27 protein-coding genes and 1 pseudogene are annotated in these 25,392 nt (G+C 73.1%); 7 read left to right on the top strand and 21 right to left on the bottom strand.

The features are described from left to right. Positions 1-134: 134 nt before the first annotated feature. From IE272_RS14340 to IE272_RS14310, 7 genes are read right to left on the bottom strand one after another with little or no spacing between them, the layout of a single operon-like run. Positions 135-1,076, bottom strand: coding sequence for an ornithine cyclodeaminase family protein (locus tag IE272_RS14340; RefSeq protein WP_190007009.1), 942 nt, complete (start codon positions 1,074-1,076; stop codon positions 135-137). Then, positions 1,073-2,149 carry a proline racemase family protein gene (locus IE272_RS14335; RefSeq protein WP_056698709.1) on the bottom strand — a complete coding sequence of 359 codons (1,077 nt, stop codon included), beginning with the start codon at positions 2,147-2,149 and terminating at the stop codon, positions 1,073-1,075. Before IE272_RS14335 ends, IE272_RS14340 begins: the two co-directional genes overlap by 4 nt. Beyond that, the gene (locus IE272_RS14330) at positions 2,146-3,147 is read right to left on the bottom strand and encodes a proline racemase family protein (protein WP_050357010.1); all 1,002 of its coding nucleotides are present in this window, start codon (positions 3,145-3,147) and stop codon (positions 2,146-2,148) included. The genes IE272_RS14335 and IE272_RS14330 overlap by 4 nt, the downstream gene beginning before the upstream one ends. A gap of 1 nt (position 3,148) precedes the next feature. Then, positions 3,149-4,057 (bottom strand): dihydrodipicolinate synthase family protein, encoded by a 909-nt coding sequence (locus IE272_RS14325; RefSeq protein ID WP_007454567.1) that lies wholly within the window; start codon positions 4,055-4,057, stop codon positions 3,149-3,151. A gap of 9 nt (positions 4,058-4,066) precedes the next feature. Continuing rightward, positions 4,067-5,506 carry an NAD(P)/FAD-dependent oxidoreductase gene (locus tag IE272_RS14320; protein ID WP_057666320.1) on the bottom strand — a complete coding sequence of 480 codons (1,440 nt, stop codon included), beginning with the start codon at positions 5,504-5,506 and terminating at the stop codon, positions 4,067-4,069. Continuing rightward, entirely contained in the window at positions 5,499-5,762 is a 264-nt protein-coding gene (locus IE272_RS14315; RefSeq protein ID WP_007454563.1) for a (2Fe-2S)-binding protein, read from the bottom strand. Before IE272_RS14315 ends, IE272_RS14320 begins: the two co-directional genes overlap by 8 nt. Next, a complete protein-coding gene (locus tag IE272_RS14310; RefSeq protein WP_073959924.1) occupies positions 5,759-6,919 on the bottom strand; it encodes an NAD(P)/FAD-dependent oxidoreductase in 1,161 nt (386 codons plus the stop codon). The genes IE272_RS14315 and IE272_RS14310 overlap by 4 nt, the downstream gene beginning before the upstream one ends. Before the next feature lie 146 nt (positions 6,920-7,065). On the opposite strand from IE272_RS14310, the gene IE272_RS14305 reads away from it, so the two are divergent. Beyond that, the gene (locus IE272_RS14305; RefSeq protein ID WP_190007008.1) at positions 7,066-8,682 is read left to right on the top strand and encodes an aldehyde dehydrogenase (NADP(+)); all 1,617 of its coding nucleotides are present in this window, start codon (positions 7,066-7,068) and stop codon (positions 8,680-8,682) included. A gap of 69 nt (positions 8,683-8,751) precedes the next feature. On the opposite strand, the gene IE272_RS14300 is transcribed toward IE272_RS14305, so the two are convergent. Continuing rightward, a complete protein-coding gene (locus IE272_RS14300) occupies positions 8,752-9,426 on the bottom strand; it encodes a 4'-phosphopantetheinyl transferase family protein (protein ID WP_190007007.1) in 675 nt (224 codons plus the stop codon). A gap of 729 nt (positions 9,427-10,155) precedes the next feature. Between IE272_RS14300 and IE272_RS39470 the strand changes: the two genes are divergently transcribed. Further along, positions 10,156-10,308 (top strand): hypothetical protein, encoded by a 153-nt coding sequence (locus tag IE272_RS39470; RefSeq protein ID WP_506555325.1) that lies wholly within the window; start codon positions 10,156-10,158, stop codon positions 10,306-10,308. Here the strand turns inward: IE272_RS39470 and IE272_RS39465 are convergent. After that, positions 10,272-10,661: pseudogene (locus IE272_RS39465) on the bottom strand (AMP-binding protein); the annotation flags it as partial. The gene IE272_RS39470 and the pseudogene IE272_RS39465 overlap by 37 nt on opposite strands. On the opposite strand from IE272_RS39465, the gene IE272_RS14290 reads away from it, so the two are divergent. After that, positions 10,636-11,313, top strand: a complete 678-nt coding sequence (locus IE272_RS14290) for an NAD(P)-dependent oxidoreductase (protein ID WP_190007005.1) — start codon at positions 10,636-10,638, stop codon at positions 11,311-11,313. The pseudogene IE272_RS39465 and the gene IE272_RS14290 sit on opposite strands and share 26 nt — an antisense overlap. 74 nt (positions 11,314-11,387) lie before the next feature. On the opposite strand, the gene IE272_RS14285 is transcribed toward IE272_RS14290, so the two are convergent. The 6 genes from IE272_RS14285 to IE272_RS14260 form a co-directional block, all read right to left on the bottom strand. Further along, complete coding sequence (locus IE272_RS14285; RefSeq protein ID WP_190007004.1) at positions 11,388-12,038, bottom strand: GNAT family N-acetyltransferase; 651 nt, start codon at positions 12,036-12,038, stop codon at positions 11,388-11,390. 3 nt (positions 12,039-12,041) lie between these two features. Continuing rightward, the gene (locus IE272_RS14280) at positions 12,042-12,410 is read right to left on the bottom strand and encodes a hypothetical protein (RefSeq protein ID WP_190007003.1); all 369 of its coding nucleotides are present in this window, start codon (positions 12,408-12,410) and stop codon (positions 12,042-12,044) included. A gap of 441 nt (positions 12,411-12,851) precedes the next feature. Next, positions 12,852-14,054 (bottom strand): class I adenylate-forming enzyme family protein, encoded by a 1,203-nt coding sequence (locus tag IE272_RS14275; RefSeq protein ID WP_190007002.1) that lies wholly within the window; start codon positions 14,052-14,054, stop codon positions 12,852-12,854. After that, positions 14,051-14,377: an AMP-binding protein gene (locus IE272_RS14270; RefSeq protein WP_190007001.1), complete on the bottom strand. Its 327-nt coding sequence runs from the start codon at positions 14,375-14,377 to the stop codon at positions 14,051-14,053. The genes IE272_RS14275 and IE272_RS14270 overlap by 4 nt, the downstream gene beginning before the upstream one ends. Further along, positions 14,374-14,496 carry a hypothetical protein gene (locus IE272_RS39310; RefSeq protein WP_373304178.1) on the bottom strand — a complete coding sequence of 41 codons (123 nt, stop codon included), beginning with the start codon at positions 14,494-14,496 and terminating at the stop codon, positions 14,374-14,376. The genes IE272_RS14270 and IE272_RS39310 overlap by 4 nt, the downstream gene beginning before the upstream one ends. A gap of 393 nt (positions 14,497-14,889) precedes the next feature. Beyond that, positions 14,890-15,114 (bottom strand): phosphopantetheine-binding protein, encoded by a 225-nt coding sequence (locus tag IE272_RS14260; RefSeq protein WP_190006999.1) that lies wholly within the window; start codon positions 15,112-15,114, stop codon positions 14,890-14,892. On the opposite strand from IE272_RS14260, the gene IE272_RS14255 reads away from it, so the two are divergent. Further along, positions 15,098-15,418 carry a 3-oxoacyl-[acyl-carrier-protein] synthase III C-terminal domain-containing protein gene (locus IE272_RS14255; RefSeq protein WP_190006998.1) on the top strand — a complete coding sequence of 107 codons (321 nt, stop codon included), beginning with the start codon at positions 15,098-15,100 and terminating at the stop codon, positions 15,416-15,418. The two genes, IE272_RS14260 and IE272_RS14255, sit on opposite strands and share 17 nt — an antisense overlap. 137 nt (positions 15,419-15,555) lie before the next feature. Continuing rightward, positions 15,556-15,990, top strand: coding sequence for a putative type II toxin-antitoxin system PemK/MazF family toxin (locus IE272_RS14250; RefSeq protein WP_050356997.1), 435 nt, complete (start codon positions 15,556-15,558; stop codon positions 15,988-15,990). Between the two features lie 120 nt (positions 15,991-16,110). Here IE272_RS14250 and IE272_RS14245 read toward each other — a convergent pair whose 3' ends face one another. Both IE272_RS14245 and IE272_RS14240 read right to left on the bottom strand, forming a co-directional pair. Then, positions 16,111-17,439 (bottom strand): class I SAM-dependent RNA methyltransferase, encoded by a 1,329-nt coding sequence (locus IE272_RS14245; protein ID WP_050356996.1) that lies wholly within the window; start codon positions 17,437-17,439, stop codon positions 16,111-16,113. 183 nt (positions 17,440-17,622) lie between these two features. Beyond that, on the bottom strand, positions 17,623-19,686 hold the full coding sequence (locus tag IE272_RS14240) for an APC family permease (protein WP_057666276.1): 2,064 nt from the start codon (positions 19,684-19,686) through the stop codon (positions 17,623-17,625). A gap of 321 nt (positions 19,687-20,007) precedes the next feature. On the opposite strand from IE272_RS14240, the gene IE272_RS14235 reads away from it, so the two are divergent. Together IE272_RS14235 and IE272_RS14230 are read left to right on the top strand one after the other, a co-directional pair. Beyond that, positions 20,008-20,676 (top strand): potassium channel family protein, encoded by a 669-nt coding sequence (locus IE272_RS14235; protein WP_007454533.1) that lies wholly within the window; start codon positions 20,008-20,010, stop codon positions 20,674-20,676. Beyond that, positions 20,676-21,353: a potassium channel family protein gene (locus tag IE272_RS14230; protein WP_032793112.1), complete on the top strand. Its 678-nt coding sequence runs from the start codon at positions 20,676-20,678 to the stop codon at positions 21,351-21,353. Before IE272_RS14235 ends, IE272_RS14230 begins: the two co-directional genes overlap by 1 nt. A 77-nt stretch (positions 21,354-21,430) precedes the next feature. Here the strand turns inward: IE272_RS14230 and IE272_RS14225 are convergent, their stop codons facing one another. From IE272_RS14225 to IE272_RS14210, 4 genes are all read right to left on the bottom strand, one after another. Beyond that, a complete protein-coding gene (locus tag IE272_RS14225; protein ID WP_057666275.1) occupies positions 21,431-22,222 on the bottom strand; it encodes a DUF3159 domain-containing protein in 792 nt (263 codons plus the stop codon). A gap of 3 nt (positions 22,223-22,225) precedes the next feature. Continuing rightward, on the bottom strand, positions 22,226-22,651 hold the full coding sequence (locus tag IE272_RS14220; RefSeq protein ID WP_179889719.1) for an OB-fold nucleic acid binding domain-containing protein: 426 nt from the start codon (positions 22,649-22,651) through the stop codon (positions 22,226-22,228). Positions 22,652-22,725: 74 nt separating this feature from the next. Continuing rightward, the gene (locus tag IE272_RS14215; RefSeq protein WP_032793201.1) at positions 22,726-23,421 is read right to left on the bottom strand and encodes a response regulator; all 696 of its coding nucleotides are present in this window, start codon (positions 23,419-23,421) and stop codon (positions 22,726-22,728) included. Positions 23,422-23,548: 127 nt separating this feature from the next. Beyond that, positions 23,549-25,392: DUF4118 domain-containing protein (locus IE272_RS14210; RefSeq protein WP_190006997.1), on the bottom strand; the 1,844-nt coding region annotated here is incomplete at its 5' end.

Raw genomic sequence — 25,392 nt, 5'->3', positions numbered from 1 at the left:
GGCGGGGCGGCGCGCGTTGACGTGACGGGGCCGCGCGGGCTCTGCGCCCCACGCCCCGAAGTCAGGGCGGGGCGACACGTGTTGACGTGACGGACCGACGGCGGCGCGGTGTCGGGGCCCGCGTCGGCGGACGGTCAGCTCCGCTCCGCCGGCGTCCCCTCCTTCCGCCGGTGGGCCGCGACGGCGACCACCAGGTCCTGCCAGCCCATCCCGCACGTCTTCACGACCAGCGGGCGGTCGGCCGGGATGTCCCCCCGCGAACCGATCGGATCCGCCAGGGTGACGAGGTCCTCCGGGACGAGCGCGCCCTCGTGGATCGCCATGACGACGTCGCCCGCCTCGCGGAGGGCGGTCGCACGGCTCTCCACCACGACGGTGGCACGCCCCATCAGCACGCTGTCGAGCTCCCGCGCGTCCGACTCGTGGGAGCCGACCGCCAGCACCACCGCGCCGTCCCGCACCAGCCGCCCGTCGACCACCGGCCGGCGCGCGGACGTCGCGGTGACGACGACGTCCGCGCGGCGCACCGAAGCCGCCACTTCCCCGCCGGCCGCCGCCAGGCGGCGGTCCGCCCAGCCGGGCACGGGCCCTTCGCGCCGGGTGACGACTGTGACGTCGGCCACCGGCACATGGGCCCGTACGGCGGCGACGTGCCCCTCTCCCTGGGGGCCCGCGCCGAAGACCACCAGGCGCAGTCCCCGGCCCCCGTCGGCGAGCGCGCGCAGCCGGTCCAGGCAGGCCGCGACCGAGACGGCGGGGGTGCGCAGGGTCGTCAGCGCCACCCCGTCCAGCAGGGCCACCGGCGTCAGGGTCGCGCTGTCGTGCAGCAGATAGGTGGCGTTGATCCGCCGCAGCCCGCGCGCGGCGTTGCCGGGCGCGACGGTGGCGACCTTCACGCCGAACCAGCCGCCGGACTCGGAGGGCATGAGCAGCCCCTGACCGTGGGTCAGCGGCACGACCGCCCTCGGTACGTCGCCGTCCGGGTCGAGCCCCCCGGCCAGCGCCTCCCGGACCGCGGCGACGGCCCCGGCCGGACCGAGCGCGAACACGTCCGCGGCGTCGAGCGTCACCGTCATCGCAGCACGAACCCGGGTACGAGGGCGTCGTCGGGATCGACGGTGAAGCGGCTGGTACCCGTGGCGTACGCGGTGCCCGTCACGGCCGGGACGACGAAGGGACTCCCGTGGCCCGTGGTGGACCGCTCGATCCGGGCGCGGAAGACGGAGCCCACAACCGACTCGTGCCTCAACTCGTCGCCGAGGCGCAGTTCCCCGGCGTCGGCGAGGAGCGCCACCCGGGCCGCGGTGCCCGAGCCGCACGGGGAGCGGTCGACCTGGCCGTCCGCGAACACCGTGACGTTGCGGTGGTGCAGCAGCCAGGTGCCGTCGGGCCGTTCGACGGGGGCGCCGGCCTCCTCGGTGAACACCGTCCCGTAGACGCCGGACAGCCGGTCGTCCTCGGGGTGTTCGGCGGCGCGGGCGGCGTTCAGCGCGTCGCGGATCTCGCGGCCGGCCGCGACGATCGCGGTGACGTCACGCGGCCGGACCCGCAGGCCGAGCCGGTGTGCCGGGAGCACGGCGTACATGGCGCCGCCGTAGGCGATGTCGACGGTGACGGTTCCCAGCGAGGTGGCCACCTCGACACCGCGCGCGTGGACATGGCCGGGGACGTTGACGAACGTCACGTCCGCGACGCGGCCGCCGGCCGTGCGCACGCTCGCCGTGACCCGGCCGGAGGGGACGTCGATGACGACGTCCGTCGTGCCGTCGGCCGGGGCCGGGACCAGGCCGGTGGCGACCGCCCAGGCGCCGAGGGCGATCGTCCCGTGGCCGCAGGCCGTGGAGAAGCCGTCCTTGTGCCAGAAGAGGGCCCCGAGGTGGGCCCCCGCGTCGTCCGGCGGCACCAGGAAGGCCCCGTACATGTCGGCGTGGCCGCGCGGTTCGCCGCACAGCAGGGCCCGGGTCCACTGCACCCCGGCGTCGGCCATGGCGGCCGTGCGGCGCTCCGCGACGGTGGGTCCGTGCCCGGTCACGGCCGGCGGGGATGCGGGCACGATCCGGAACGGTTCACCCCCGGTGTGCCAGTCGACCGTGTCGATCGGCCCGGTGTACGCCGTCCCGACCGGTACGGTGTACGGATCGGTCGTCATACCGTGAATCCCGTCGGATAGGGGTCGGTGGGGTCGAGCAGGTACTGCGCGGTCCCGGTGATCCAGGCGCGGCCGGTGACGGAGGGCAGTACGGCGGGCCTGCCGCCGACCGTGGTCTCCCCCAGGAGCCGGCCCGTGAAGCGGGAGCCGATGAAGGACTCGTTGACGAAGTCCTGCCCGGTCTTCAGCAGCCCCCGCGCGTGCAGTTGGGCCATCCGGGCGCTGGTTCCCGTCCCGCAGGGCGAGCGGTCGAACCAGCCGGGGTGGATGGCCATGGCGTGCCGCGAGTGCTCGGCCGTCGAGCCGGGCGCCTCCAGATAGACGTGGTGGCAGACGTCGATCGCGGGGTTCTCCGGATGCACCACCGGGTTCCGCTCGTTGATCGCCCCCATGACGGCCAGGCCCGCCTCCAGCAGCCGCCCCTTCTCCGCCCGGTCGAAGGGGATGCCGAGGTCCTCGGTGCGCACGATGGCGTAGAAGTTGCCGCCGTACGCCATGTCGTAGCGGACCGGGCCGAACCCCTCGACCTCGACGACCTGGTCCAGCGCGTGGCTGTAGGAGGCGACGTTCTCCAGGGTGACGGACTCCGCGCGGCCGTCGCGCACGGCGACCCGTGCCGTGACGAGGCCGGCGGGGGTGTCGAGGCGGATGAGCGTCTCCGGTTCGACCGCTTCGACCATGCCCGTCTCCACGAGGACCGTCGCGACGCCGATGGTGCCGTGGCCGCACATGGGCAGGCAGCCGGAGACCTCGATGAACAGCACGCCGAAGTCGGCGTCGGGCCGGGTCGGGGGCTGGAGGATGGCTCCGGACATGGCCCCGTGCCCGCGCGGCTCGCACATGAGCAGGGTGCGCAGCCCGTCCCGCTCCGCCATGAACCGCAGCCGTCGCTCGGCCATCGTGGCGCCCGGCAGGACGCCCACCCCGCCGGTGACGACCCTGGTCGGCATGCCTTCGGTGTGCGAGTCGACCGCGTGGTAACAGACCGTGGAGCGCACGTCAGTTCACCCCGGCGTCGATGAGGGCCTGGGTGGCGGCGCGGACGACGGCCTCGGTCTCCGGGTCCAGGGTCTGCCGGGGCGGACGGCAGACGCCGCCGGTGCGGCCGATCATGTCCTGGCCGAGCTTGATGGCCTGGACGAACTCGGTTTTGCTGTCCCAGCGCAGTACGGAGTGGAGCTGCCGGTAGAGCGGGAGCGCGGTGTCGAGATCGCCGGCCAGCGAGGCGTTGTAGAGGTCGAGGCAGGCGCGCGGGAAGACCTGGGGGTAGCCGGCGACCCAGCCCTTGGCGCCGGCGACGCCGACTTCCAGGAGGGTGTCGTCGGTGCCGATGATCAGGTCGAGTCCGGGGGCGAGTTCATTGATGGCGTAGCACCGGCGGACGTCACCGGAGAACTCCTTCACGCCCACGATGAATCCCTCCGCGTGCAGCTTGGCCAGCAGCTCGGGGCGCAGGTCGACCTTGGTGTCGATGGGGTTGTTGTAGGCGGTGACGGGAAGCCCGGCGGAGGCCACCATCGCGTAGTGCTCCAGGACGGCACGGTCGTCGGCCCGGTAGGCGTTGGGCGGCAGGCACATGACGGCCTGGCAGCCGGCGTCCTTGGCGAACCGCGCGTGCCGCCTCGCCTCGATCGCGCCGTACGCTCCGACGCCCGGCATCACGGTGAAGCCCTCGGGGGCGTTCGCGACGGCGGTCTCCACGACGCGGTCGCGTTCCTCGTACGTCAGGGTCTGGTACTCGCCCAGCGAGCCGTTCGGGGCGACGCCGTGCAGGCCCTGCTCGGCGAGCCAGGCGACGTTGTCCCCGTAGGCGCCGTGGTCGACGGCGAGGTCCTGGTCGAAGGGGAGGCTCGTCGCGACGATGACGCCGTGCCAGGGCATGCGGGTGGGAAGGGAGGTGCGGTCCATGGGAACTCCTCAGCTGGGATCGGTGGTGGGCTCGCCGGAATCGGCGAGCGCACCGAGGGTGACGGGGGTCGCGATCAGCCGCTCGGTGGGGGCGTACGGCTGGTCGCGGGCGGAGACGAGGCAGTGCACGGCGGGCCCGCACATCCGGCCCTGGCACCAGCCCATGCCGGCTCTGGTCAGTTGTTTGACCTGCCGGTGGTCGGCTGCCGCGTCGTCGGCGCGGGCGGCCCGGACCGCCCCCGCGGTGACCTCTTCGCACCGGCAGACCGGTGTGTCGTCGGTCAGCCACGCGGGCCAGGCCGGGGGCAGGGGGTGTGCCTGTGCCATCGCCCGGGCGAAGGCGCGGTGCCGGGCCACCGCCCGGCGCTCCGCGGCCGGGCGCCGGGTGCCGGGCCGGGCCGGGGCGGAGAGGTCGGTGAGCACCGAGACGGCGGCGACGCGGCCCTCGCTCACCGCGAGTGCGGCCCCGCCCACGCCGCAGGTCTCGCCCGCCGTGTACAGCCCGGGCACCGTGGTGCGCTGTCCGTCGTCGACGGCGGCGGCCATGGTGCCGTCGCCCGCGTCGGCGAGATCGCAGCCGAGCGGGAGAAGCAGGTCGAGCTGGGGGACGAAGCCCCAGCCGACGCCCACGGTGTCGGCCTCGATCCGGCGCTCCGTGCCCGGGAGCGGGCGCCCGGCGGCGTCCAGGGCGGCGGTGCGCACGACGGCGACCCGCCCCTCCCCTTCGGCGCCGACGATCGCGGTGCGGGTCCGGACCGGGACGCGGTGCCGGGCGAGGGTGCCCGCGTACCGGGCGCCCTCGGCCCACTTGGCGGGGTTGCGCAGCAGGGCCGCGGGGTGGCGCAGCCAGGCCGAGGGCGCAGCCGCCTCGCACACGGCGACGACCTTCGCCCCGCGTGCGGCGAGGGCGGCGGCGACCGGCAGCAGGAAGGGGCCCGTGCCGCCGAGGACCACCCGGCTGCCCGCGACGACTCCGCCGCCCTTGAGCAGCGACTGGAGCCCGCCGGCGGTGAGCACCCCGGGCAGGTCCCAGCCGGGGAAGGGGAGTTGGCGGTCGTAGGCGCCGGTCGCCACCAGCAGGGCCGGTGCGCGCAGCACGACGGCCCGCTCCTCGGGCGCCCGGCCCCGGTCCATGGCGTGGACGGCGAAGCCGTCCTCCTCGCGGGCCGTGGTCCACACATGGTGGTTCAGCAGCAGCGTGAGCCGTCCGGTGCCCTCGTGGGCGGAGAGGGTGGCGCAGAGCGCCCGGTAGGTGCTCAGCCCGTGGTGCAGATCGGCGGTCGGCACGGCCTCGCGCGCGGAGAGCGGGGGGTGGCGCCAGAACTGGCCGCCCGGGGCGGCGCCCGAGTCGATGAGGACGACCCGCAGCCCGCCGTCCAGGGCGGTGGCGGCGGCGGCCATGCCGGCCGGGCCCGCGCCCACCACGACGAGGTCGGCGGACTCACTCATCGTCGCCCTCCCCCGTCGTGACGGCCATGCCCGCACGGGCCTGCACCAGGCAGGCGCGCTGCCCGCCCGTCCCGTCGACGGTCACCAGGCAGTCGTAACAGACGCCGATCCCGCAGAAGATCCCCCGGGGCCGTTGTCCGCCCCGGGTGGTCCGCCAGGCGACCCGGCCCGAGGCGACGAGCGCGGCGGCCAGGGTCTGTCCCGGTACGAACGGCAGCGGTTCGCCGTCCACGGTGAACGCGGTCACTGCGGTCACTTCGGCACACCTCCGGTGGTGAGGAATCGGTCGGGCAGGAGGCCGGTGTGGGCGGCCGGATCGGCGCCGCGCCACGGGCGGCCGAGGAGTTGGGCGGTGACCAGGGCGCCGGTCCCGGGGGCGAGGCCGATGCCGGCGCCCTCGTGGCCGCACGCGTGGAGAACTCCGGGGACGCGGGGGTCCGGGCCGATGACCGGCAGGTGGTCCGGACAGTACGGCCGGAAGCCCCGGTAGGCGCGGATCAGGTGGACGCCGCGCAGGAACGGGAAGAGGCGGCATGCCTGGGCGGCGAGCCTGGCCACCACGGCCGGGTTCATCGAGGTGTCGAAGCCGACGCGTTCGCGGCTGGCGCCGATCAGGATCGTGCCCGCGCGGGTGCCCTCGACGACGCACGAGGTCTCCAGACCCTCGTCGCTGGAGGCGACATTGGCCACGTAGTCGGCGGAGTAGACCTTGTGCCGGATCATCGGCGGCAGCGGCTCGGTGACGAGGACGAAGCCCCGGCGGGGCAGGATCCCGACGGGGGCGCCGAGCCGGCGGCCGACCTCGCCGCCCCAGGTGCCGGCGGCGTTGACCACGGCGTCGGCGGGCAGCACCGTGCCGTCGGCGGTGCGCACTCCGGCGATCCTGCCGTCGGTCCCGGTGACCGCGGCCACGGCCTCGCCGGTGTGCGTCCGGGCCCCGTGCCGGACCGCGGCGCGCAGCAGTCCGGCCGCCGCGAGAACGGGCTGCACCTGGGCGTCCTGCGGGTAGTGGACGCCGCCGGGGAGGCCGGGCGCGACATGGGGTTCGAGTTCGCCGACGCGCTCGACGGCTTCGGTGCGGACGCCTGCGGCCGCCTGGCGCGCGGCGAACGCGTGCAGGGCCCCGAGTGCGTCGGGGGTGCTCGCGACGACGAGGCCGCCCTTGGTCTCGAACTCGACGGTCTCCGGTCCGAGTTCCTCGGCGGCCTCGTCCCAGAGGTCGCGGCTGAGCCGGGCGAGCTCCAGTTCGGGGCCGGGCTCCTTGTCGGAGAGGAGGATGTTGCCCTCCCCCCGGCTGGTCGTGCCCGCGCCGACGGGACCACGGTCGAGGACCGTGACGTCGAGCCCCGCCGCGGCGGCGTGGAACGCGCACGCGGCACCCACGATGCCCGCTCCGACGACTACGACTTTCATGGCCGCTCCCTAGTGCAATGTCACATGCCATTGCTTAGGCTATACATCCGGACGACCCGAGGACAACGCCACCACCCCGGTGACTTTCACCCGGGCACCCGACGACCGCGCGCCGCCCACCGGCGCGCACAGGGAGACGCATCACTGTGAACCCGACCGGAAACCCCGCTCCGCCCGCGGACCCGCTCCTGAACGGACCCACCCCCCTGACCGGGCACTCGCTCCTGGCCGGCCGCGAGGTGCCCGGCACCGGGGACGCCTGGTACGCGGTCGCCGCCGCGACCGGCGAACCGTTCGGCCCCCCGCACCGGGACGCCTCGACGGAACAGGTCGCCGAGGCGGCCCGGCTCGCCGCGGCGGACGCCCGCGCCTTCCGCGCCCTGCCGCCCGAGCGGCGGGCGGCCTTCCTCGACGCCTGCGCGGAGGAGATCGAGGCACTCGGCGACGCCCTACTGGAACTCGCGGCCCGGGAGACCGGACTCCCGGCGACCCGGCTGACCGGTGAACGGGGGCGCACCTGCGGGCAGTTGCGCCTCTTCGCCGAGCTCGTCAGGAGCGGGAGCGCCCTCGGCGCCCGGATCGACTCCGGGCCCTCGGGCACGGACGTACGGCTCCGGCGCGTGCCTCTGGGCCCGGTGGCCGTGTTCGGTGCGAGCAATTTCCCCCTGGCGTTCTCGGTCGCGGGCGGCGACACCGCGTCCGCGCTGGCCGCCGGCTGCCCCGTGGTGGTCAAGGCCCACCCGGCGCACCCGGGCACCGGCGAGGCGGTGGCCCGCGCCGTCACGGCCGCCGCCGCGCGCACCGGCATGCCGGCGGGCGTGTTCTCCCTGCTGGTGGGCCGGGGTCACGACGTCGGCCTCGCCCTGGTCGGCGATCCGCGGATCACCGCGGTGGGGTTCACCGGCTCCCGGGCCGGCGGGCTGGCGCTGATCGCGGCCGGCCGGTCACGCCCGGTACCCGTGCCGGTCCACGCCGAGATGTCCGCGGTCAATCCCGTGATCATGCTCGACGGGGCGCTCGCCGAACCGGAAGCCGCGGCCTCCTCGTACGTGGCGTCGCTGACGGCCGGCGCGGGGCAGTTCTGCACGAACCCCGGCCTCCTGCTGGTGCCGGCCGGACCTGCGGGCGACGCCTTCCTCTCGGCCGCGGCCCGGGCCCTGAAGGCCGCGGAGGGGCAGGTCATGCTCACCCCGGACATCGCCCGCGCCTACACCGAGGGCGTACGGCGGTGGGAGAACGTCCCGGGTGTACGGGAGGTGGCCCGGGGCGCGGCCGGGGCCGGCCCGTACGCACCGGCCCCCGTCGTCCTGGCGTGCGACGCGGCCGCGTACACCGCGCACCCGGAGCTCACCGGCGAGGTCTTCGGCGCCGCCGGGCTCGTCGTGCGCTGGTCCGGTACGGATGAACTCCTCGGCCTGCTTGAGGAGTTGGAGGGCCAGCTGACGGCCACGCTGCACGCGGCGGACGCCGACCGGGCGACGGCCCTGGAACTGCTGCCGGTACTGGAGGAACGGGCGGGCCGCGTCCTGTGGGGCGGCTGGCCCACCGGCGTCGAGGTCTGCCACGCGATGGTGCACGGGGGCCCGTGGCCCGCGACGAGTTCGCCCGGTACGACGAGTGTCGGCACCCTCGCCGTCGAGCGCTGGCTGCGCCCGGTCTGCTACCAGTCCTTCCCCGACGCCCTCCTGCCCCCCGAACTCCGCGACGACAACCCCCTGCGGGTCCCCCGGCAGACGGGGTCCGGCCTCACCGGGGGAGCCTGAACTCCGGCAGGACCGGGGCCGGACGGGCCGGTCGCCCGCGTTCCGTGACCCGGGGCCGACGCCTCCGGGTCACGGAACGCGCCGAACGGCGGTTCCCGGGCGGACAGCCCTCAGGTCCACAAAGCCGTGCACCCGTACGGCGAAGGGGGCGTCGCCCCGCAGAGCGAGAGCCGCGCGATACGGGGCGGGCGCCCGCACATCGCGCAGCCACCACGTGCGACCGCGCAATGGCCCGTCCGCGCAGCGCAGCGGCCCCTCCCGCATGACCGGCAGCCGCAGCCCGTCGACGAACGTCGCCCCCACCGCCTTGACGCAGGCCTCCTTGCGCGCCCAGAGCCGGGAGAAGCTCTTGCCCGTGGCGACCGCCCCGGCCTCCTCGGGGGTGAAGAACCGGGCGGCCAGCGCCGCTTCGCGGACTCCCGGGCCCGGACAGGCCAGGTCGATGCCGACGCCGCGCCGCCGGCTGACCGCGATGGCGGCCAGGTCCCCGGCGTGGCTGAGGCTGCTGTGGGGCGCGTCCGGGAGCCGGTCGAGGTACGGCTTGCCGTGGGCCGAGTGCCGCCAGCGGACGGCGTGCGGCGGCACGTCGCAGTAGCGGGCCAGCGCCGTCCGGTAGGCGGCGTGGGAAACGACGTAACGGATGCGACCGGGCCCCGGCGGGATGCGCTCGCATTCCGCACGCTCACGTCTGTCGAGGAGATGAGTCAGCGACGCCGGCCCGTCCGGCGGAGAGACAAGGGGCACGTACCAGACATCCACGATACCCCCGTCGCCACCCTCGTCGCGCATAACCGTCGACCTGCCGATGTGAATACTCCGCGATTTCGAGTACGAGATCATTTCCAATTTTGCAGAATTGCCCGATGAAAAATACCTGGGGGAACCAATGCGTCCGCGCCTCGCAGCTCCGCGGCGCGGAACGCATCGACGCACGGTTCGTCGACGGCGACGAGCGGGCGAGCGGGACCTCTTCCTGCTGGCCGCGCGTCTCAACATCACCCACGGCCTCCCCCTCTCCCGGGCGGCCGCCGCGCGGCGGCCGCCCGGATCCTGCGCTCCCACCCCCAGTGGTCCGACCGGGCCATCGCCGAGGCGACCGGTCTCGCCGCCAAGTCGATCAGCGCCATCCGCCGGGACAACTTCGCCGAGAACACCACCACGCTGAACGTGCGGATCGGGCGGGACGGCAAGCGTCGCCCCCTGAGCAGCATCGAAGGACGCAGGTCCGCCGGTGAGCTCATCAAGGCCCGGCCCCACACACCGCTGCGCCAGATCGCCAAGGATGCGGGCATCTCGCTGGGCACGGCCGCGGACGTACGGTCCCGGGTGCTGCGCGGGGAGGACCCGGTGCCGCAGGGCAGGACGCACGCGCCGCCGGCGTCGGCCGCGGCCCGCCGCCCCGTCTCCACCGTCACCGCCGAGCTGCCGGCCGCCCGGGCCGTCGAGCCGCCGACCCAGCTCGACGTGGCCGCCATGATGCGGATCCTGCGGTCCGACCCCTCCCTGCGCTTCAGCGAGGGCGGGCGCAGCCTCCTGCGGTGGCTGTCCGGGCACGTGATCGAGCCCCGGGAGTCCCGTATCGCCCGGAGCTGGTCCAGGGGCTGGTCGCAGGAGAGCGGGACGTAGGCGCCGCCGGCCTCCAGGACGGCGAGTATCGCGGTCAGGGCGTCCGGTCCGCGCGGCAGCAGTACGGCGACGGGGACCTCACGGCCGCAGCCCTCGGCCACCAGCACCCGGGCCGACGCGGCGCTGGTGGCCAGGAGTTCGCCCCGGGGCACCCGGACCGCGCCCTGAACGGCGGCCGGCCGCTCCGGGGGGAGGTTCCGTGAGCGGATCAGCGCCGTGACGGACAGGTCGGGCAGATCGCGGACGGACCCCCTGAGCGCCGCCTCGCCCTCGGCCGGGTGTCGCGGTCCCGGGGCGTCCGGGCCGCCGGAGGACGCGGGGAGCCACGTGCCCGACTCCGAGGAGGTCCGCACGGTCGTCGGGGAGGTGCTCACGGCCGCGAAGCCCGGCGCGGTCGTCGTGGAGATGACAACCCACTCCCCGCAAGTCGCCCGCGAACTCGCCGATCGGGCACGGTCGTCGGACGTGGAGTACCTGGACTGTCCCGCCGGCGGCGGGATCGCGGCCGTACGCGCCGGGCCCTCGCGTTCTGGGCGCCGATCGCGGCGAGGACCGGCCGTGGAGCGCGCACGGCCGGTCCTCGTCGCGATCGGCGACCCGGAGCGGCTGCGGCACTGCGGGCCCGTCGGTTCGGGTCTGGTGGTGAAGCTGCTCAACAACTACCTGGTGGCCGTCAACGCCGCCGCCTCCGGCGAGGCGCTCGCCCTGGCACGCAAAGCCGGTGTCGACGTGCGTACGGCGATCGAGGCCGTCGTCTCGGGCGGCGGCGGGGCCAACGCCCAACTCGCCAACCTGTACCCGAACCGCGTCCTGGCCGGGGACTTCGAGGCCGGCTTCAAACTCGGCTACATGGTGAAGGACCTGTGCCACGCCTTCGACCTGGCGGCCGAGCTGGGCGTCGAATCCCCACTCGGCCGGGCCGCCGGGGCCCGCATGGACGAAGCCGCCGAACGGTACGGAACCGAAGTCGACTTCGGCTCCGTGTCCCGCCTCAGCGGCTGGTAGCGCACGCCGTCGGCAACGCCCCCGTCCGACGCCGGGCACAGGGGGGCCGCTGTCGACGGCCGGCGCGCGGCGGTTCAGCCCACGGGACGGGGTGCGTTCGAGCGGTCGCGGGTGCGTGCCACCTTCTCCTCCAGCAGCGTGCGGCACTGCGGCCACTCCTCGGCGGTGACCGAGAACATCGCCGAGTCGCGCAGCTTGCCGTCCTCGCCGGGCGCCCAGGACTTCGACCAGTTCCGCAGCACGCCCTCGAACCGCGCACCCGTGCCCGCGATGGCGGCCCGGCAGCGCTCGTTGCGGGCATCCGTCTTGAGGTCGACCCGCGACACCCGCCATTCCTCGAAGGCGTGCCGGAACAGCAGGTACTTCGTCTCGGTGTTCACACCGGCGCCCAGGGCCGAAGCGGCCAGCCAGGTGAAGCCGACCTCGATCGCGAACAGCCGGTCCTCGCCGGGCCACGGGCGCGGATCCCAGAAGGCCGTGGCCCCCACCGCCCGCCCCGTACGGAGCGAGACCTGCGCGTACGGCGCCATCCGGCCCGCCGCCGCACGTTCGAGCTGCGCGTCGATGTAGCGGCCGGTCTCGGCGGCCGTGGGCACCCAGGTGAACCCGTACGAGCTCCGGTCCTCCTCGGCGGCGACCGCCAGGTCCCCGGCATGGCGGTGCGCCAGCGGCTCCAGCCGGACCAGCGAGCCTTCGAGAACCGGCCCCTCACCCCTGAAAACCATCGGTCATCCCATCCTTCTCGTTCGGTTCCTCGCGACGGAGAGCAGATCGACGGGCGCCCCGCCCGGCGTACGGATCAGGGCCATGGCCAGTCGCCGGCCGCCGACGTCCGTCACGATCGGTTCGGCGAGCGGGGTCGCGCCCGCGGCGACCGCGCGGTCGCGGTCGGCCGCGATGGAGGTGCTGAACACGCCCATGGACGGAAAGCCGACGTCGTTCATGGCGTGGCCGGGCGCGTCCTCGCCCCGGGCGATCACGAACGCGCACTCTCCCCGCGACCGCGGCGACGGGATCGTTCCGCAGGCCACGTCCGGACCGCGCTCCTGCCAGGAAGCGCCGGCGAACTCCTCCCAGAACGCAGCCTCTTGGGCCACATCGGGCACCGTGCAGAGTATCCCAGCGAGGCCGCCGTCCGTGGACGCTGCGTCGTACCACGCGAGGCCCCCGACAGCGGGCAGCCGACTTCGTACCGGATCGGCCAGTGGGCCGGCCCGCCGGAGCAGGTCCCTCACCACCGGCTCCCCCGCCTCGGGTTCCGGGTCCGCGCCCCCGTCCGGCGGAGGGCTGCGGAACAGTGCCCCGTACGCACTCGGCCGGCCGGCCGGACGTGCGCCGGTGCCGTACGACTTCCAGCCGGAGGCCGCCCGGCCCCGCGAGCAGGGAGAGCGGCAGCGGCGCGTCCCCGTCGTCGATGCCCTCGAAGCCGGCCTCCAGCACCACCTCGTCGCGGAAGACGGGCGTGAAGCCCCACGGCTCCGCCAGGGCACTCCCGTGGTCCAGGTCGGCCTCCATGGTCAGGTGCGTCACTCCGGCGATCACCGCCGGCCCGCCCCGTCGTCCTGCCACGAGCCGGCCAGGCTGCGCGGCACCCCGGGCAGCGCGTCCCAGCGGGCGACGACCGAGGGCCGCTCCAGCTTGTCCTGCTCGCCCCTCGGCAGGGGTTCGTCGGTCAGGACCACGCGGCACGGAGCCCGTTGGGCGCCGAGAGCCTCCCGGAGGTGGGCGAGGACGTCGTCGGCGCTCACGTCGCCGCCGTCCACGAGCCGTACGAGACAGCCGATGTCCTCGGTGCTGTCGGCCAGCCGCAGGGCCAGCGCCGCCGCCTCCAGGATCTGCGGGTGTGCCGACGCCGCCTCCTCCACCTCGCTGAGATAGATGGCGTAACTCCCCTTCATCACCGCGTCCTTGCTGCGGCCGACGAGGTGGTAGTCGCCCTCCTCGTCGCGGCGGCCGATGTCGCCGGTGCGGAGCCAGCCGTCGACCAGCGACTCTGCGGTGGCGGCGGTGTTCCGGTAGTAGCCGGTGAACACCTGGGCCCCGGAGAGTTCGATCTCACCGACCCCGACCCCGACGCCGTCGACGACCGCGCCGGAGGCATCACGCAGGCGGGCCGTCACCCGCTCGGGGACGCCGATGCTGTTGGTCGCCAGCCCGTCGGGGCCCCGATGGCCGAAGAAGGCCGCCGAGGAGGTCTCGGAGAGCCCGTAGGCGTTGTACAGGGGCGTCCCGAACCGGCGCTGGAAGCGCGCCTGCGTCCGGGGCGAGAGCGGAGCGCTGCCCGTGAGGCACAGCGGTGCGTCGACGGCCGGGTCCCGGTCGGCCGCGAAGCGGTTGACCAGCTCGACCAACTGCGGCACGAGGAAGGTCTGGTCGATTCCGTGGGCCTCGATCCGCGCCCAATAGTCCCGCGCGGTGGAGACGGTCAGCTCCGGCAGGACGACGACGGTCGCCCCGAGGACCGCGCCCCAGGTGTGGTGCAGGTTGATCACCCCGGATCCGGACATCCGCATCGAGCGGGCGATCCGCCGGACCGGTCCGCCGCGCAGCCGCTTCGACGCCGAGGCGTTGCCGAGCGTCCCCTCGTACAGGCGCTCGTGGGTGAACACGATCGCCTTCGGGTCCCCGGTGCTGCCCGACGTGTAGCCGATGAACACGGCGTCGGACGGCGCGTCGGACGGGCCGGGGGCGAGCGGTGCGACGGCCGGCGGGGCGCCGGTCCCGCCGTCGTCCAGCGTCACGCCGAACGCCGCGTGCTGTGCGCCAGGACCGACGACGTCATCCGGGCGCCCCACTTCGCGTCCAGGAGGACGGGCGGACAGTCGAGCCGCCAGAGCGCGAGCAGGGTCGGCACCAGGTCGGGGTGGTCCTTCAGGACGAGGGAACAGACCTGGTGCGGCTTCACGCCCTGGTCCGTCAGCGCCTCCTGGATCTCCCCGGCCCGCACGCACAGGTCGGCCCAGGTCTGTACGGTGCCGGCGTGCGGATCCCGCACGTGGACGACGGCCGGTTCGTCCGGCCGGGCCGACGCGAGGTCCTCATGGCGCCCGAGCAGCTCCCTCACGCCTCGGTGGCCTTCCACTCCAAGTGGTGCAGGCTGAGTTCGAAGCCGCTCCGGAGGTAGGTGCGGTGGGCACGCCTGCGGTGGTAACCGGTGTCCAGGTGGACGGCCCCGCAGCCCAGCCGACGTGCCTCGTCCTGGACGAAGCCGAGGACCGCACGGCCCAGTCCCGCCCCCTGTGCTCGGTCAACGCGCAGAGGTCGTCCAGGTAGACGGCGCGGCCCCGGGCCATCGAGTGGACGATCCGGAATCCGGCGGCCGCCCGGACCTCACCGTCCTGCTCCAGGAAGACGATCCGGTAGGCCTCGTCCTGCTGGACCTTCCAGCGCCCGACGAACTCGTCCTCCGAGGCGATGTGAGGGCGCAGCTCGCGGAACACCGGCCAGCACCGGCGTACGTCCTCCTCGTTCCGCGCTGTGTGGATCTCCCAGGTCATCGGCTCTCCTGACGTCGTGGCATCGGTTCAACGGTGGTGCGGGACGGCCGCTCGGCGCCGGGGCCGTCGCCCGCGGCGCTCACGCCTGGGCGAAGACGAATCCGTAGGCCTTGCGCAGGGTGGAGAACAGTTCGATCTTCAGCGTCGCGAGCTCGGTCTCCTCGCCGCGCTGCTCCTCCAGGAAGTCCAGGAACGCCAGGGTCCCCAGCGAGTCCAGGACTTCGGCGGCGAAGAGGTCTGTGTCCGCGTGCACGTCTGCGGCATCGGCGCCGATCTCTCCCAGGAACGTGATCGCGCTCGTCACTCTGGGCCGGATCAACAGCAGCATCCCGGAGCCGGAACGGGGCTTCGACTGGTTCATCACCGGCAACTACAGCGCGACCACCCGCCGCTTCCTCACCACGGCCGCCCAGATGCCGGAGGAGAAGGCGTACTCCCCCCACCACGCCACCCACGGCCACTGCTACTCGGCGGACCAGCTCATCACGCTGGCGGCGCTGGAGGCGGACGGCCGGCTCACCCACGGCCGACGCGTCCTGCTGCTGGCGAGCAGCTCCCGTTCGTGGCCCCTCACCGCCCTGGAGCGCGTGGACCCGGCCCCGGCGTGACGCCACCGCACGCCTCGCACGCTCGATGAGTCCGCGGCAGGGGACCCGCCGGCGGGCAGGGTCTGCGCTGTGGACCTGCGTGCCACCACGTGCTCTTCGGCCCGCAGGCTGCCTGCCGTCATGTGTCTGGGGGACTTGTGCAACGTGGCGAAGTCTGGTGGGTCCAGTTCGACGAGCGGAGACTGGTCGTGCTGCTGTCGGGAGACGACACGTCCGGGATCCGGGTGATGCAGGTCGTCGCTCCGGCGGGCGTCGACCTCAGCGGTCTGGGCATCGAAGTGACGGTCGGCGCCGCTGAAGGACTGCCGTTCGAAGGCGTGCTGCGGCTCGCACTCCCACGTCCGGGCTTCACCCCGTGCACATGGCTGACCACGGTGTCCCGGGACGACCTGATGGAGCGGGCGGCAGTCCTGTCCTCCGCGAAGCTCAGCGAGATCGACGACGCCCTCCGACGCGCTGAACAACCGCAGGAGCCGACGCCCGCGACGGCGTGGGCGATCCCGGGCGAGATGACCGACGCCGGCCACCTGCCCTTGGCGCCCCGTCGACATTCGCCACCTCGACAGGACTGACCTGCCCAACAGCGCGCGCCTGACACCTCATCAGAACGCGCGTCACGAGCGTCATTTAGGCGTCAGGATATCGCCCGTAACACCCACACCGCACATGCTGCGCGCGGGCGAATCCCCAGCTCAGTCGCCCTTCTTCACCGGCTCCAGAATCGCCACGCACTCCACATGATGCGTCATCGGGAACAGGTCGAACGCCCGCAGCGTCCGCACCTTGTACCCCCCGTCCCGGAAGTACGCCAGGTCCCGTGCCAGCGCCGCCGGGTCGCAGGCCACGTAGGCGATCTTGCGGGCGCCCAGCCCCGACAGGTGCTTGACGACCTGCTTGCCCGCGCCCGCGCGCGGCGGGTCCAGGACGATCAGGTCGCACTCCGTGATGCCGGTGCGGGGCAGGACCTGGTCGACCTTGCCGTGTTCGATGCGGACCCGGTCCAGGTCCTTCAGGTTGTGGCGGGCGTCCTCGACCGCGCGCTTGCCGGACTCGATGCCGAGGACCGCGCCCTTCTCGCCGAGGCGCTGGCCGATGGCGCCCGCGAACAGGCCGACGCCGCAGTAGAGGTCGAGGGCCGTGTCGTTCTTGCGGGGCAGCAGGCCCTGCATGACAGCGCGGACCAGGGTGTTGGCCGCCTGCGGGTGGACCTGCCAGAAGCCGCCGGAGCCGACGCGGTAGGTGCGGTCGTCGGCGCGCTCGCGGACGAAGGCGCGGCCGTGGACGCGGTGGACGCCGCCGTCCTTCTCGTCGACGCGGAGCACGGAGACGGGCTTGTCGAGTTCGACCAGGGGGAGCCGGCCGCCGGGCTTCGGGGTGAGGATGACCTGGCGGTCGTTCGAGCCGGTGGCGGTGATGGCCTCCACCGCGGCGATCTGCGGCCACTCGCGCTTCTCGACGCCGAGCTCCGAGACGCCCGGCGCGGCGATCAGGCAGCGGTCGATCGGCTGGACGTCGTGCGAGCGGTGCTTCCGCAGGCCCGCGCGGCCGTCGGCGTCGACGGCGTACTGGACGCGGGTGCGCCAGGCCGGCACCTCGCCCGCGGGGAGCTTGTCGCCCTCGGCCGGCATGACCGTGCCGTCCCAGCCGGCCTCCTCGGGGGTCAGGCCCGCCAGGCGCAGGAGCTGCTCGGCGATGACCTCGCCCTTGAGGCGGCGCTGCGCGCCCGGCTTGGCGTGCTGCCAGTCGCAGCCGCCGCACATGCCGGGGCCGGCGTACGGGCAGGGCGCCTCGACGCGGTCCTTGGACGGCTCGATGATCCGTACCGCGTCGGCCCGCAGGAAGCGGGAGTCCGTGTCGCCGTCGGTGACCTTGGCGATGATCTTCTCGCCGGGGAGCGTGTGGCGTACGAAGAGCACCTGGTTCTCGGCGGTGCGGGCGATGCAGTGGCCGCCGTGCGCGACGGGCCCGACCTCGACCTCGTACTCCTCCCCGACCAGCGAAGACGTGGGTTCGTTCTGCATGAGGGGAGGCTCCAGGGAGAAAGGGGGCAAACGGTCGGGCCCGCGGCCGGACGACAGCCCACCAGTCTACGCGGACGGGGTCAGGGCGCTTACCACGACCGGCCCCGCAGCCTGGCGCCTTCCGGCCGGGCTCGTGACGCCCGTACGTCAGCGTCCCGGCCCGTCGTCCATCGGCGAACGGTTTCAGCCCTTGCGGTGGGGCTCCTTGCGGTTCGACTCCTTGTGCCCCCGCTCCACCGGGCCCCGGCGGACCGAACCCGGGGCGCTCCAGTCGGCGCGCTTGCGGGCCCGCTTCTTCGCCGCCTCGGAGGACTGGAGCTGGTACGGGACGGAGGTCACCATGACGCCGGGGGTGAAGAGCAGACGGCCCTTCAGGCGCAGGGCGCTCTGGTTGTGCAGGAGGTGCTCGTACCAGTGGCCGACCACGTACTCGGGGATGTAGACGCTGACCACGTCGCGCGGGCTCTGGCGGCGCAGGCCCTTCACGTACTCGATGACCGGGCGGGTCACCTCGCGGTAGGGCGAGTCGAGGATCTTGAGGGGGACGTTGATGGCGCGCCGTTCCCAGTCCTCGCGCAGCGCCTTCGTCTCGTCCGGGTCGACGCTGATGGAGAGCGCCTCCAGGTGGTCGGCGCGGATCAGTTTGGCGTAGGCGAGGGCGCGCAGCGTGGGGCGGTGGAGCTTGGAGACGAGGACGATGGCGTGGACGCGGGAGGGGCGCACGCTCTCGTCCGTGGGCGTCTCGTCGGCGGCGATCTCGGCGGCGACCCGGTCGTAGTGCTTCCGGATCGCGGTCATCGTGCCGTAGAAGATGACCATGCCGAGCAGGGCCACCCAGGCGCCGTGGGTGAACTTGGTGGCGAGGACGATCACCAGGACCATGCCGCAGAAGAAGGCGCCGAACGCGTTGATGGCGCGGGAGCGCACCATGTGGCGGCGCTTGGCCTGATCCCGTTCGTCGGCCAGCAGGCGGTTCCAGTGCCGCACCATGCCGGTCTGGCTGAGGGTGAAGGAGACGAACACCCCGACGATGTAGAGCTGGATCAGCCGCGTGGAGTCGGCGCCGTAGACCCAGACGAGCAGGATGGCGGCGCCCGCCAGCAGCACAATGCCGTTGGAGAACGCGAGGCGGTCGCCGCGCGTGTGCAGCTGGCGCGGCAGGTAGCGGTCCTGGGCGAGGATCGAGCCGAGCAGCGGGAAGCCGTTGTACGCGGTGTTCGCGGCGAGGAAGAGCACCAGGGCGGTGGCGGCCGCGAGGACCATGAAGAGGAAGGAGCCGTGGCCGAAGACCGCCTCGGCGACCTGGGCGATGACCGGGTCCTGGGTGAAGCCCGCGCCGACCGGGACGCCGTCGCGGATCAGGTCGACCGCCGGGTTCTCGGCCATCTTGACGTCGGTGGCCAGGGCCAGGCCGATGATGCCGCAGAACATGGTGACGGCGAGCAGGCCCATCATGGCGAGCGTGGTCGCGGCGTTCTTGCTCTTCGGCTTCCGGAAGGCGGGCACCCCGTTGCTGATCGCCTCGACCCCGGTGAGGGCGGCGCAGCCGGAGGAGAAGGCCCGCAGCAGCAGGAAGACGAGCGCGAAACCGGCCAGCCCCTCGTGTTCGGGCCTGATCTCCAGGTCGGAGGTGGGGGCGTGCATCGCGTCGCCGAGGACCACTCCCCGGAACGCGCCCCACAGGATCATGAGGAAGACGCCGGCCACGAAGAGGTAGGTGGGAATGGCGAAGAGCTTCCCGGACTCCTTGACGCCGCGCAGGTTCATCAGGGTGAGCAGGACGATGGCGCCGATGGCGCAGAGCGTCTTGTGCTCGATGACGAATGGGATCGCGGAGCCGAGGTTCTCGACGCCGGAGGAGATCGACACGGCGACGGTGAGGACGTAGTCGACGAGCAGGGCGCTGGCGACGGTCAGTCCGGACTTGGGGCCGAGGTTGGTGGTCGCGACCTCGTAGTCGCCGCCGCCGCTCGGGTAGGCGCGGACGTTCTGCCGGTAGGAGGCGACGACCGTGAACATGAGGACCACGACAGCGACGGCGATCCAGGGGCTGAAGTGGTACGCCGACACCCCCGCGATGGACAGCACGAGGAGGACTTCTCCGGGTGCGTACGCCACCGAGGACAACGGGTCGGACGCGAAGACGGGGAGCGCGATGCGCTTGGGGAGAAGGGTCTCCCCGAGTTTGTCGCTACGCAGCGCCCGGCCGATCAGGATCCGTTTGGGCAGGTCGGTCAGTTTGGACACGCTGAGGATCGTAAGCGGAGCCCGTGGCCGGAACGCACACCCTTTCGACGTGGCCCCGCAATCTCCTGCGGTCGGCGGAGAACGCCCCTTATTCCTTAACGCAATCCTTGCACTCGTTCGGCCTATTTTGCTTTCCCTTTGCCGGAGTGCGCGAAGATGCGGACACTCGGATGAGGGATTGACCACCCCGGCGCTTAAGCTCGTCCCCGGGCCGCGCCGCGGGTGTGTGTCCCGTTGTTTGCCCAGCAAGCTGAGAGAGAAGTGTGAGCAGCGTGTTTTCGCAGGTCAGCCGGATGACCAGGACGGCGGGGTAGGCGCACAGTGCACATCGTCATCATGGGCTGCGGGCGCGTCGGAGCCGCTCTCGCACAGACCCTGGAACAGCAGGGGCACACCGTCGCGGTGATCGACCAGGACCCCACGGCGTTCCGTCGCCTCGGGTCCGGATTCGGCGGTCGCCGGGTCACCGGGGTCGGCTTCGACCAGGACACTCTCCGCGAGGCGGGCATCGAGGACGCCGGGGCGTTCGCGGCGGTCAGCAGCGGCGACAACTCGAACATCATCGCGGCCCGGGTGGCCCGCGAGATGTTCTCCATCGAGAACGTCGCGGCGCGGATCTACGACCCCCGGCGCGCCGAGGTCTACCAGCGCCTCGGCATCCCCACCGTGGCGACGGTCCGCTGGACGGCGGACCAGATGCTGCGACGGCTGCTGCCTTCGGGCGCCGAGCCCCTGTGGCGCGATCCGAGCGGGGGTGTGCAGCTCGCCGAGGTGCACACGACGCCGTCCTGGATCGGCCACAAGATCAGCACGCTCCAGGAGGAGACGGGGGTCCGTGTCGCCTTCCTCACCCGGTTGGGCGAGGCCATACTGCCGAGCTCGCAGACCGTCCTCCAGGAGGGCGACCTGGTCCACGTGATGATGCGTACGGACGAGATCGCCAAGGTCGAAGAGGCCTTCGCCCAGGGTCCCGAGGAGGACGGTCACTGATGCGTGTGTCGATTGCCGGGGCGGGCGCGGTGGGCCGTTCCATCGCCGCCGAGCTGCTGGAGAACGGGCACGAGGTGCTGCTGATCGACAAGGCGCCGACCGCCATCTCGGTGGAGCGGGTCCCGATGGCCGAGTGGCTGCTCGCGGACGCCTGTGAGATCACGTCGCTGGACGAGGCGGCGCTGCAGCGGTGCAACGTGGTGATCGCCGCGACCGGGGACGACAAGGTCAACCTGGTCGTCTCGCTGCTCGCCAAGACCGAGTACGGCGTGCCCCGTGTGGTGGCCCGGGTGAACAACCCGAAGAACGAGTGGCTGTTCAACGAGTCCTGGGGCGTGGACGTCGCCGTCTCGACGCCGCGCCTGATGTCGGCCCTGGTCGAGGAGGCGGTGAGCGTCGGCGATCTGGTCCGGCTGCTGCGCTTCAGCCACGGCGACGCCAACCTGGTGGAGCTGACCCTGCCGCCGGAGTCGGCGCTGGCCGGTACCCGTGTCGGGGACGTGGCCTGGCCCGAGGACACCTCGCTGGTGACGATCATCCGGGGTACGCGGGTGCTGACGCCGAGCCCCGAGGAGTCCCTGGAGGCAGGTGACGAGCTGCTGTTCGTGGCAGCCCAGGCGCGCGAGGAGCAGTTGGAGGACCTGTTGTCGGTCCGGCGGGATCCGTCGGAGGACTGACCGGGCAGAACCACGGGAAGGGGCCCGGAACCGCTGAGCGGTTCCGGGCCCCTTCCTCTGCGATGCCGGTGTACGGGTCAGGCGTCCGGGTCGCGGAGCGCCGCGGCGGCCTGCTTCTTGCGCTCCTTCTCGGCCTGTTCCTCGGCCTCCATCTCGGCGAAGACGTCGATGGGCGCCGGCGCCTTCGCGAGGAAGACCCAGGTCAGATAGACCGCGAGCAGGAACGGCGGGATCTTCAGCGCGATGAGCACCCAGCCGAACTCGGTGGTGTCGGCCCACCAGTAGAGCGGGAAGAGGATCGCGCACTTGGCCAGCAGGATGAAGCCCCAGGCGTAACTGGCCTTGGTGTACGCCTTCTTCCGGCCCGGGTTACGGGTCCGCCAGGAGAGGTTCTCCTTGAAGACCGGGCCGAGGATCAGGCCGATCAGCGGCACCCCGGCCACGGCGGTGCCGATGTAGGCGACCGCGAGACCCAGGGTGTAGAGCATGCCCGGCAGGTAGAAGTCCTTGGCGTCGCCGGTCATCTTCGCGAAGAGGACGCCGAAGGCCACCCCGAAGACACCGCTGAACGCGTGCTTGACGGTGTCCCGGCGGATCAGCCGGACGGCGACGAGGGCCAGGGACACCGCCAGGGCCGCGATGGCCGAGGCGTTCAGGTTCTTGTTGATGGTGAAGATCGTGACGAAAAGCAGCCCGGGGAGGACTGTCTCCACCATGCCGCGCACACCGCCGAAGGCCTCGAAGAGGGCGGCCTCGGTGACGGCCTTCGCCTCGTCGTCCTGCTGGGCGGCGTGCTTCCCGCCGGTGTGCTGCGGGGCCGTACGGTGGGGCTGGTCCGTTTCGGACGTCGGCTTGTCGAGAGACGTCACCGGCTACTCCTTGGCGAGCGGTCGGAGTTCGTATGTGGGGTTGAACAGCACCCGGCGGCCATGGCTCATGGCGACCCGCCCCGAGGCGATGATCCTGCGGCCGGGCTCGATACCGACGATGGAGCGACGGCCGAGCCAGACCACGTCCAGCGGCTCGGTGCCGTCGAAGAGCTCCGCCTCCAGGGCGGGCACTCCGGCCCGGGGACGGAGGGTGACGGTCCGCAACGTACCAGCCACCTTCACGATCTGCCGGTCGGAGCACTCGGAGATCCGGGTGCATCCGGTGACCTGCGCGTCCTCCTGCAGCTCCTGGGACTCCAGGTCCTCCTGGGAACTGGAGAGCCGGTCGAGCATACGGCGGAACCGCCCGGAAGGTCTCGCCGCCTTCCCGGCCTTCCCGGCTTTCTCGGATCGGGGAACAGCACTCATACCCGAAGGGTACCGGTCCTTCGGTCTGCGCACGGAGGCCCTGGAAACCACACGAAAGGGTGACCCGGCGCCCGTCAGCCGCGCTCGAAGCGGTAGCCCATGCCCGGTTCGGTGACGAAGTGCCGGGGGTGCGAGGGGTCCGCCTCCAGCTTGCGGCGCAGCTGGGCCATGTAGACCCGCAGATAGTTGGTCTCGGTGCCGTAGGAAGGGCCCCAGACCTCCTGGAGGAGCTGCTTCTGGCTGACCAGGCGGCCGCTGTTGCGGACGAGGACCTCCAGCAGGTGCCATTCGGTGGGGGTGAGGCGTACGTCGCGGCCTGACCGGTGCACCTTCTTCGCCGCCAGGTCGACGGTGAAGCCGGCCGTCTCGACGAGGGCGATGTCCTCGGCCCCGCCGTCCTGACCGACCGGTTCCGCCCGGCGTACCGAGGCGCGCAGCCGGGCCAGCAGCTCGTCCATGCCGAACGGCTTGGTGACGTAGTCGTCCGCCCCGGCGTCCAGGGCCTCCACCTTCTCGTCGGAGGTGTGGCGCGCGGAGAGGACGAGGATGGGCACCCGGGTCCAGCCGCGCAGGCCCCTGATCACCTCGACCCCGTCCATGTCCGGCAGCCCGAGGTCGAGGAGGACGACGTCGGGGTGGCGGGCGGCGGCGAGCTGGAGGGCAGTCGCCCCGTCGGGCGCGGCGTCGACCTCGTACTGGCGCGCCTTCAGGTTGATCACGAGGGCGCGGACGATCTGCGGCTCGTCGTCGACCACAAGCACCCTGGTCATCGCGGACCTGCCTTTCTGCTGCACGGGGAGGAGGGAAGAACTCTGCTGTACGGGGAGGGCGGGGCGGAGGGAAGAGCGCGGGGGCGGGCGGCGTACGCCCGGGGGCGTCCCGGTCCGCGGGGACGTGTCATGAGGTGGCCCGGGCCGGCAGCTCGGCCTCCGCCCGGATCCCGCCCGGCGCGGCGGTGAGGGTCAGGACCATGGTCAGCCCGCCGCCCGGGGTGTCCTCGGCGTCGAGGGTGCCGCCCATGGCCTCGGCGAAGCCCCGGGAGACGGCGAGGCCGAGGCCCACTCCGGCGCCGCGCGGGGCGTCCCCGTACCGCTGGAAGGGCTCGAAGATCCGTTCCTTGGCCTCGTCGGGGACGCCCCGGCCGCGGTCCACGACGCGCAGCTCGACCCGGCCGCCGAGGGCGCTGGCGGCCACGGCGACGGGCTCCTGGCCGGGGTTGTACTTGACGGCGTTCTCCACGATGTTGGCGACGACCCGCTCCAGGAGCCCGGGGTCGACGGCGACCATCGGCAGCGTCTCGGGGATGTCGAGGTCGACGCTGCCCTCCGGGACGCCGCCGAGCGCCATGGGGACCACCTCGTCGAGGTCGATCTCGCGGATCAGCGGGGTCACGGTGCCGGTCTGGAGGCGGGACATGTCCAGCAGATTGCCGACGAGGTGGTCCAGCCGGTCGGCGCCGTCCTCGATGCCTTCCAGGAGTTCCGCCTCGTCCTCGTCGGACCAGGCCACGTCGTCGGAGCGCAGCGAGCTGACTGCGGCCTTGATGGCGGCCAGCGGGGTGCGCAGGTCGTGGCTGACGGCGGCCAGCAGGGCGGTCCTGATCCGGTTGCCCTCGGCGAGCCTGCGGGCCTGCTCGGCCTCACCGACCAGACGCTGGCGGTCCAGGACGACGGCGGCCTGGGCGGCGAACGCGCCGAGCACCCGGCGGTCCTCGGCGGGCAGCACCCGGCCGGACAGCGCGAGGGCCATGTTGTCGCCGACCGGCATGTCCACGTCGGCGTCGTCGGGGCGGGTGACCGGGGCCGGCCCGACGGATCCGGCGCAGGTCCACGGTTCGACGTCGCTGCTGCGCTCCAGCAGGGCGACGGACTCCATGGCGAAGGTCTCGCGGACCCGGTCCAGCAGGGCGTCGAGGGCGGTCTCGCCGCGGAGCACGCTGCCCGCGAGGAAGGAGAGGATCTCCGACTCGGCGCGCAGCCGGGCCGCCTGGTGGGTGCGCCGGGCCGCGAGGTCGACCACGGAGGAAACCGCCACCGCCACCGCGAAGAAGATCACGATGGCGACGAGGTTCTCGGGGTCCTGGACGGTGAGGGTGTGGGTGGGCGGGGTGAACCAGTAGTTCAGCAGCATGGAGCCGACGGCCGCCGAGGCGAGCGCGGGCCGCAGTCCGCCGAGCAGGGCGGCGGCCACCGTCAGGAAGAGGAAGAGCAGGACGTCGTTGGCGAGGCCCGGGGCGTCCTCCATGCCGCGCAGCACCACCGCGAGCAGGACGGGGCCGACGACGCCGACGAGCCAGCCCCAGAGGATCCGGGCCCGGCCGAGGCGGGCGCCGCGGGCCATGGGCAGACCGCGCCCCTTGGCGACCTCCTCGTGGGTCACGATGTGGACGTCGAGGTCGGGCCCCGACTCGCGCGCGACGGTGGCGCCGACCCCGGGTCCGTAGATGTACTGCCAGGTCTTGCGGCGGCTGGAGCCGAGCACGATCTGGGTGGCGTTCACGCCGCGGGCGAACTCCAGCAGGGCGGCCGGTATGTCGTCGCCGATGACGTGGTGGAAGGTGCCGCCGAGGTCCTCGACCAGGGTGCGCTGGACGGCCAGTTCCTTCGGGGACGCGGAGGTCAGGCCGTCGCTGCGGGCGATGTAGACGGCGAGGATCTCGCTGCCGGAGCCCTTGGCCGCCATCCGGGAGGCGCGGCGGATGAGGGTGCGTCCTTCGGGTCCGCCGGTGAGTCCGACGACGA

Source organism: Streptomyces anulatus, assembly GCF_014650675.1.
In the GTDB taxonomy this organism is placed as follows: Bacteria; Actinomycetota; Actinomycetes; order Streptomycetales; family Streptomycetaceae; genus Streptomyces; species Streptomyces anulatus.
Note: the sequence above shows the minus strand (reverse complement) of the source record. Positions and strands in the feature narration are given on the sequence as shown.

Bases quoted from the DNA above. Each gene is read 5' to 3' on its own strand.
- IE272_RS14340 (WP_190007009.1), bottom strand. From the start codon at position 1,076: ATGACGGTGACGCTCGACGCCGCGGACGTGTTCGCGCTCGGTCCGGCC.
- IE272_RS14335 (WP_056698709.1), bottom strand. From the start codon at position 2,149: ATGACGACCGATCCGTACACCGTACCGGTCGGGACGGCGTACACCGGG.
- IE272_RS14325 (WP_007454567.1), bottom strand. From the start codon at position 4,057: ATGGACCGCACCTCCCTTCCCACCCGCATGCCCTGGCACGGCGTCATC.
- IE272_RS14320 (WP_057666320.1), bottom strand. From the start codon at position 5,506: ATGAGTGAGTCCGCCGACCTCGTCGTGGTGGGCGCGGGCCCGGCCGGC.
- IE272_RS14310 (WP_073959924.1), bottom strand. From the start codon at position 6,919: ATGAAAGTCGTAGTCGTCGGAGCGGGCATCGTGGGTGCCGCGTGCGCG.
- IE272_RS39470 (WP_506555325.1), top strand. From the start codon at position 10,156: ATGATGCGGATCCTGCGGTCCGACCCCTCCCTGCGCTTCAGCGAGGGC.
- IE272_RS14285 (WP_190007004.1), bottom strand. From the start codon at position 12,038: ATGGTTTTCAGGGGTGAGGGGCCGGTTCTCGAAGGCTCGCTGGTCCGG.
- IE272_RS14245 (WP_050356996.1), bottom strand. From the start codon at position 17,439: ATGCAGAACGAACCCACGTCTTCGCTGGTCGGGGAGGAGTACGAGGTC.
- IE272_RS14230 (WP_032793112.1), top strand. From the start codon at position 20,676: ATGCGTGTGTCGATTGCCGGGGCGGGCGCGGTGGGCCGTTCCATCGCC.
- IE272_RS14220 (WP_179889719.1), bottom strand. From the start codon at position 22,651: ATGAGTGCTGTTCCCCGATCCGAGAAAGCCGGGAAGGCCGGGAAGGCG.
- IE272_RS14215 (WP_032793201.1), bottom strand. From the start codon at position 23,421: ATGACCAGGGTGCTTGTGGTCGACGACGAGCCGCAGATCGTCCGCGCC.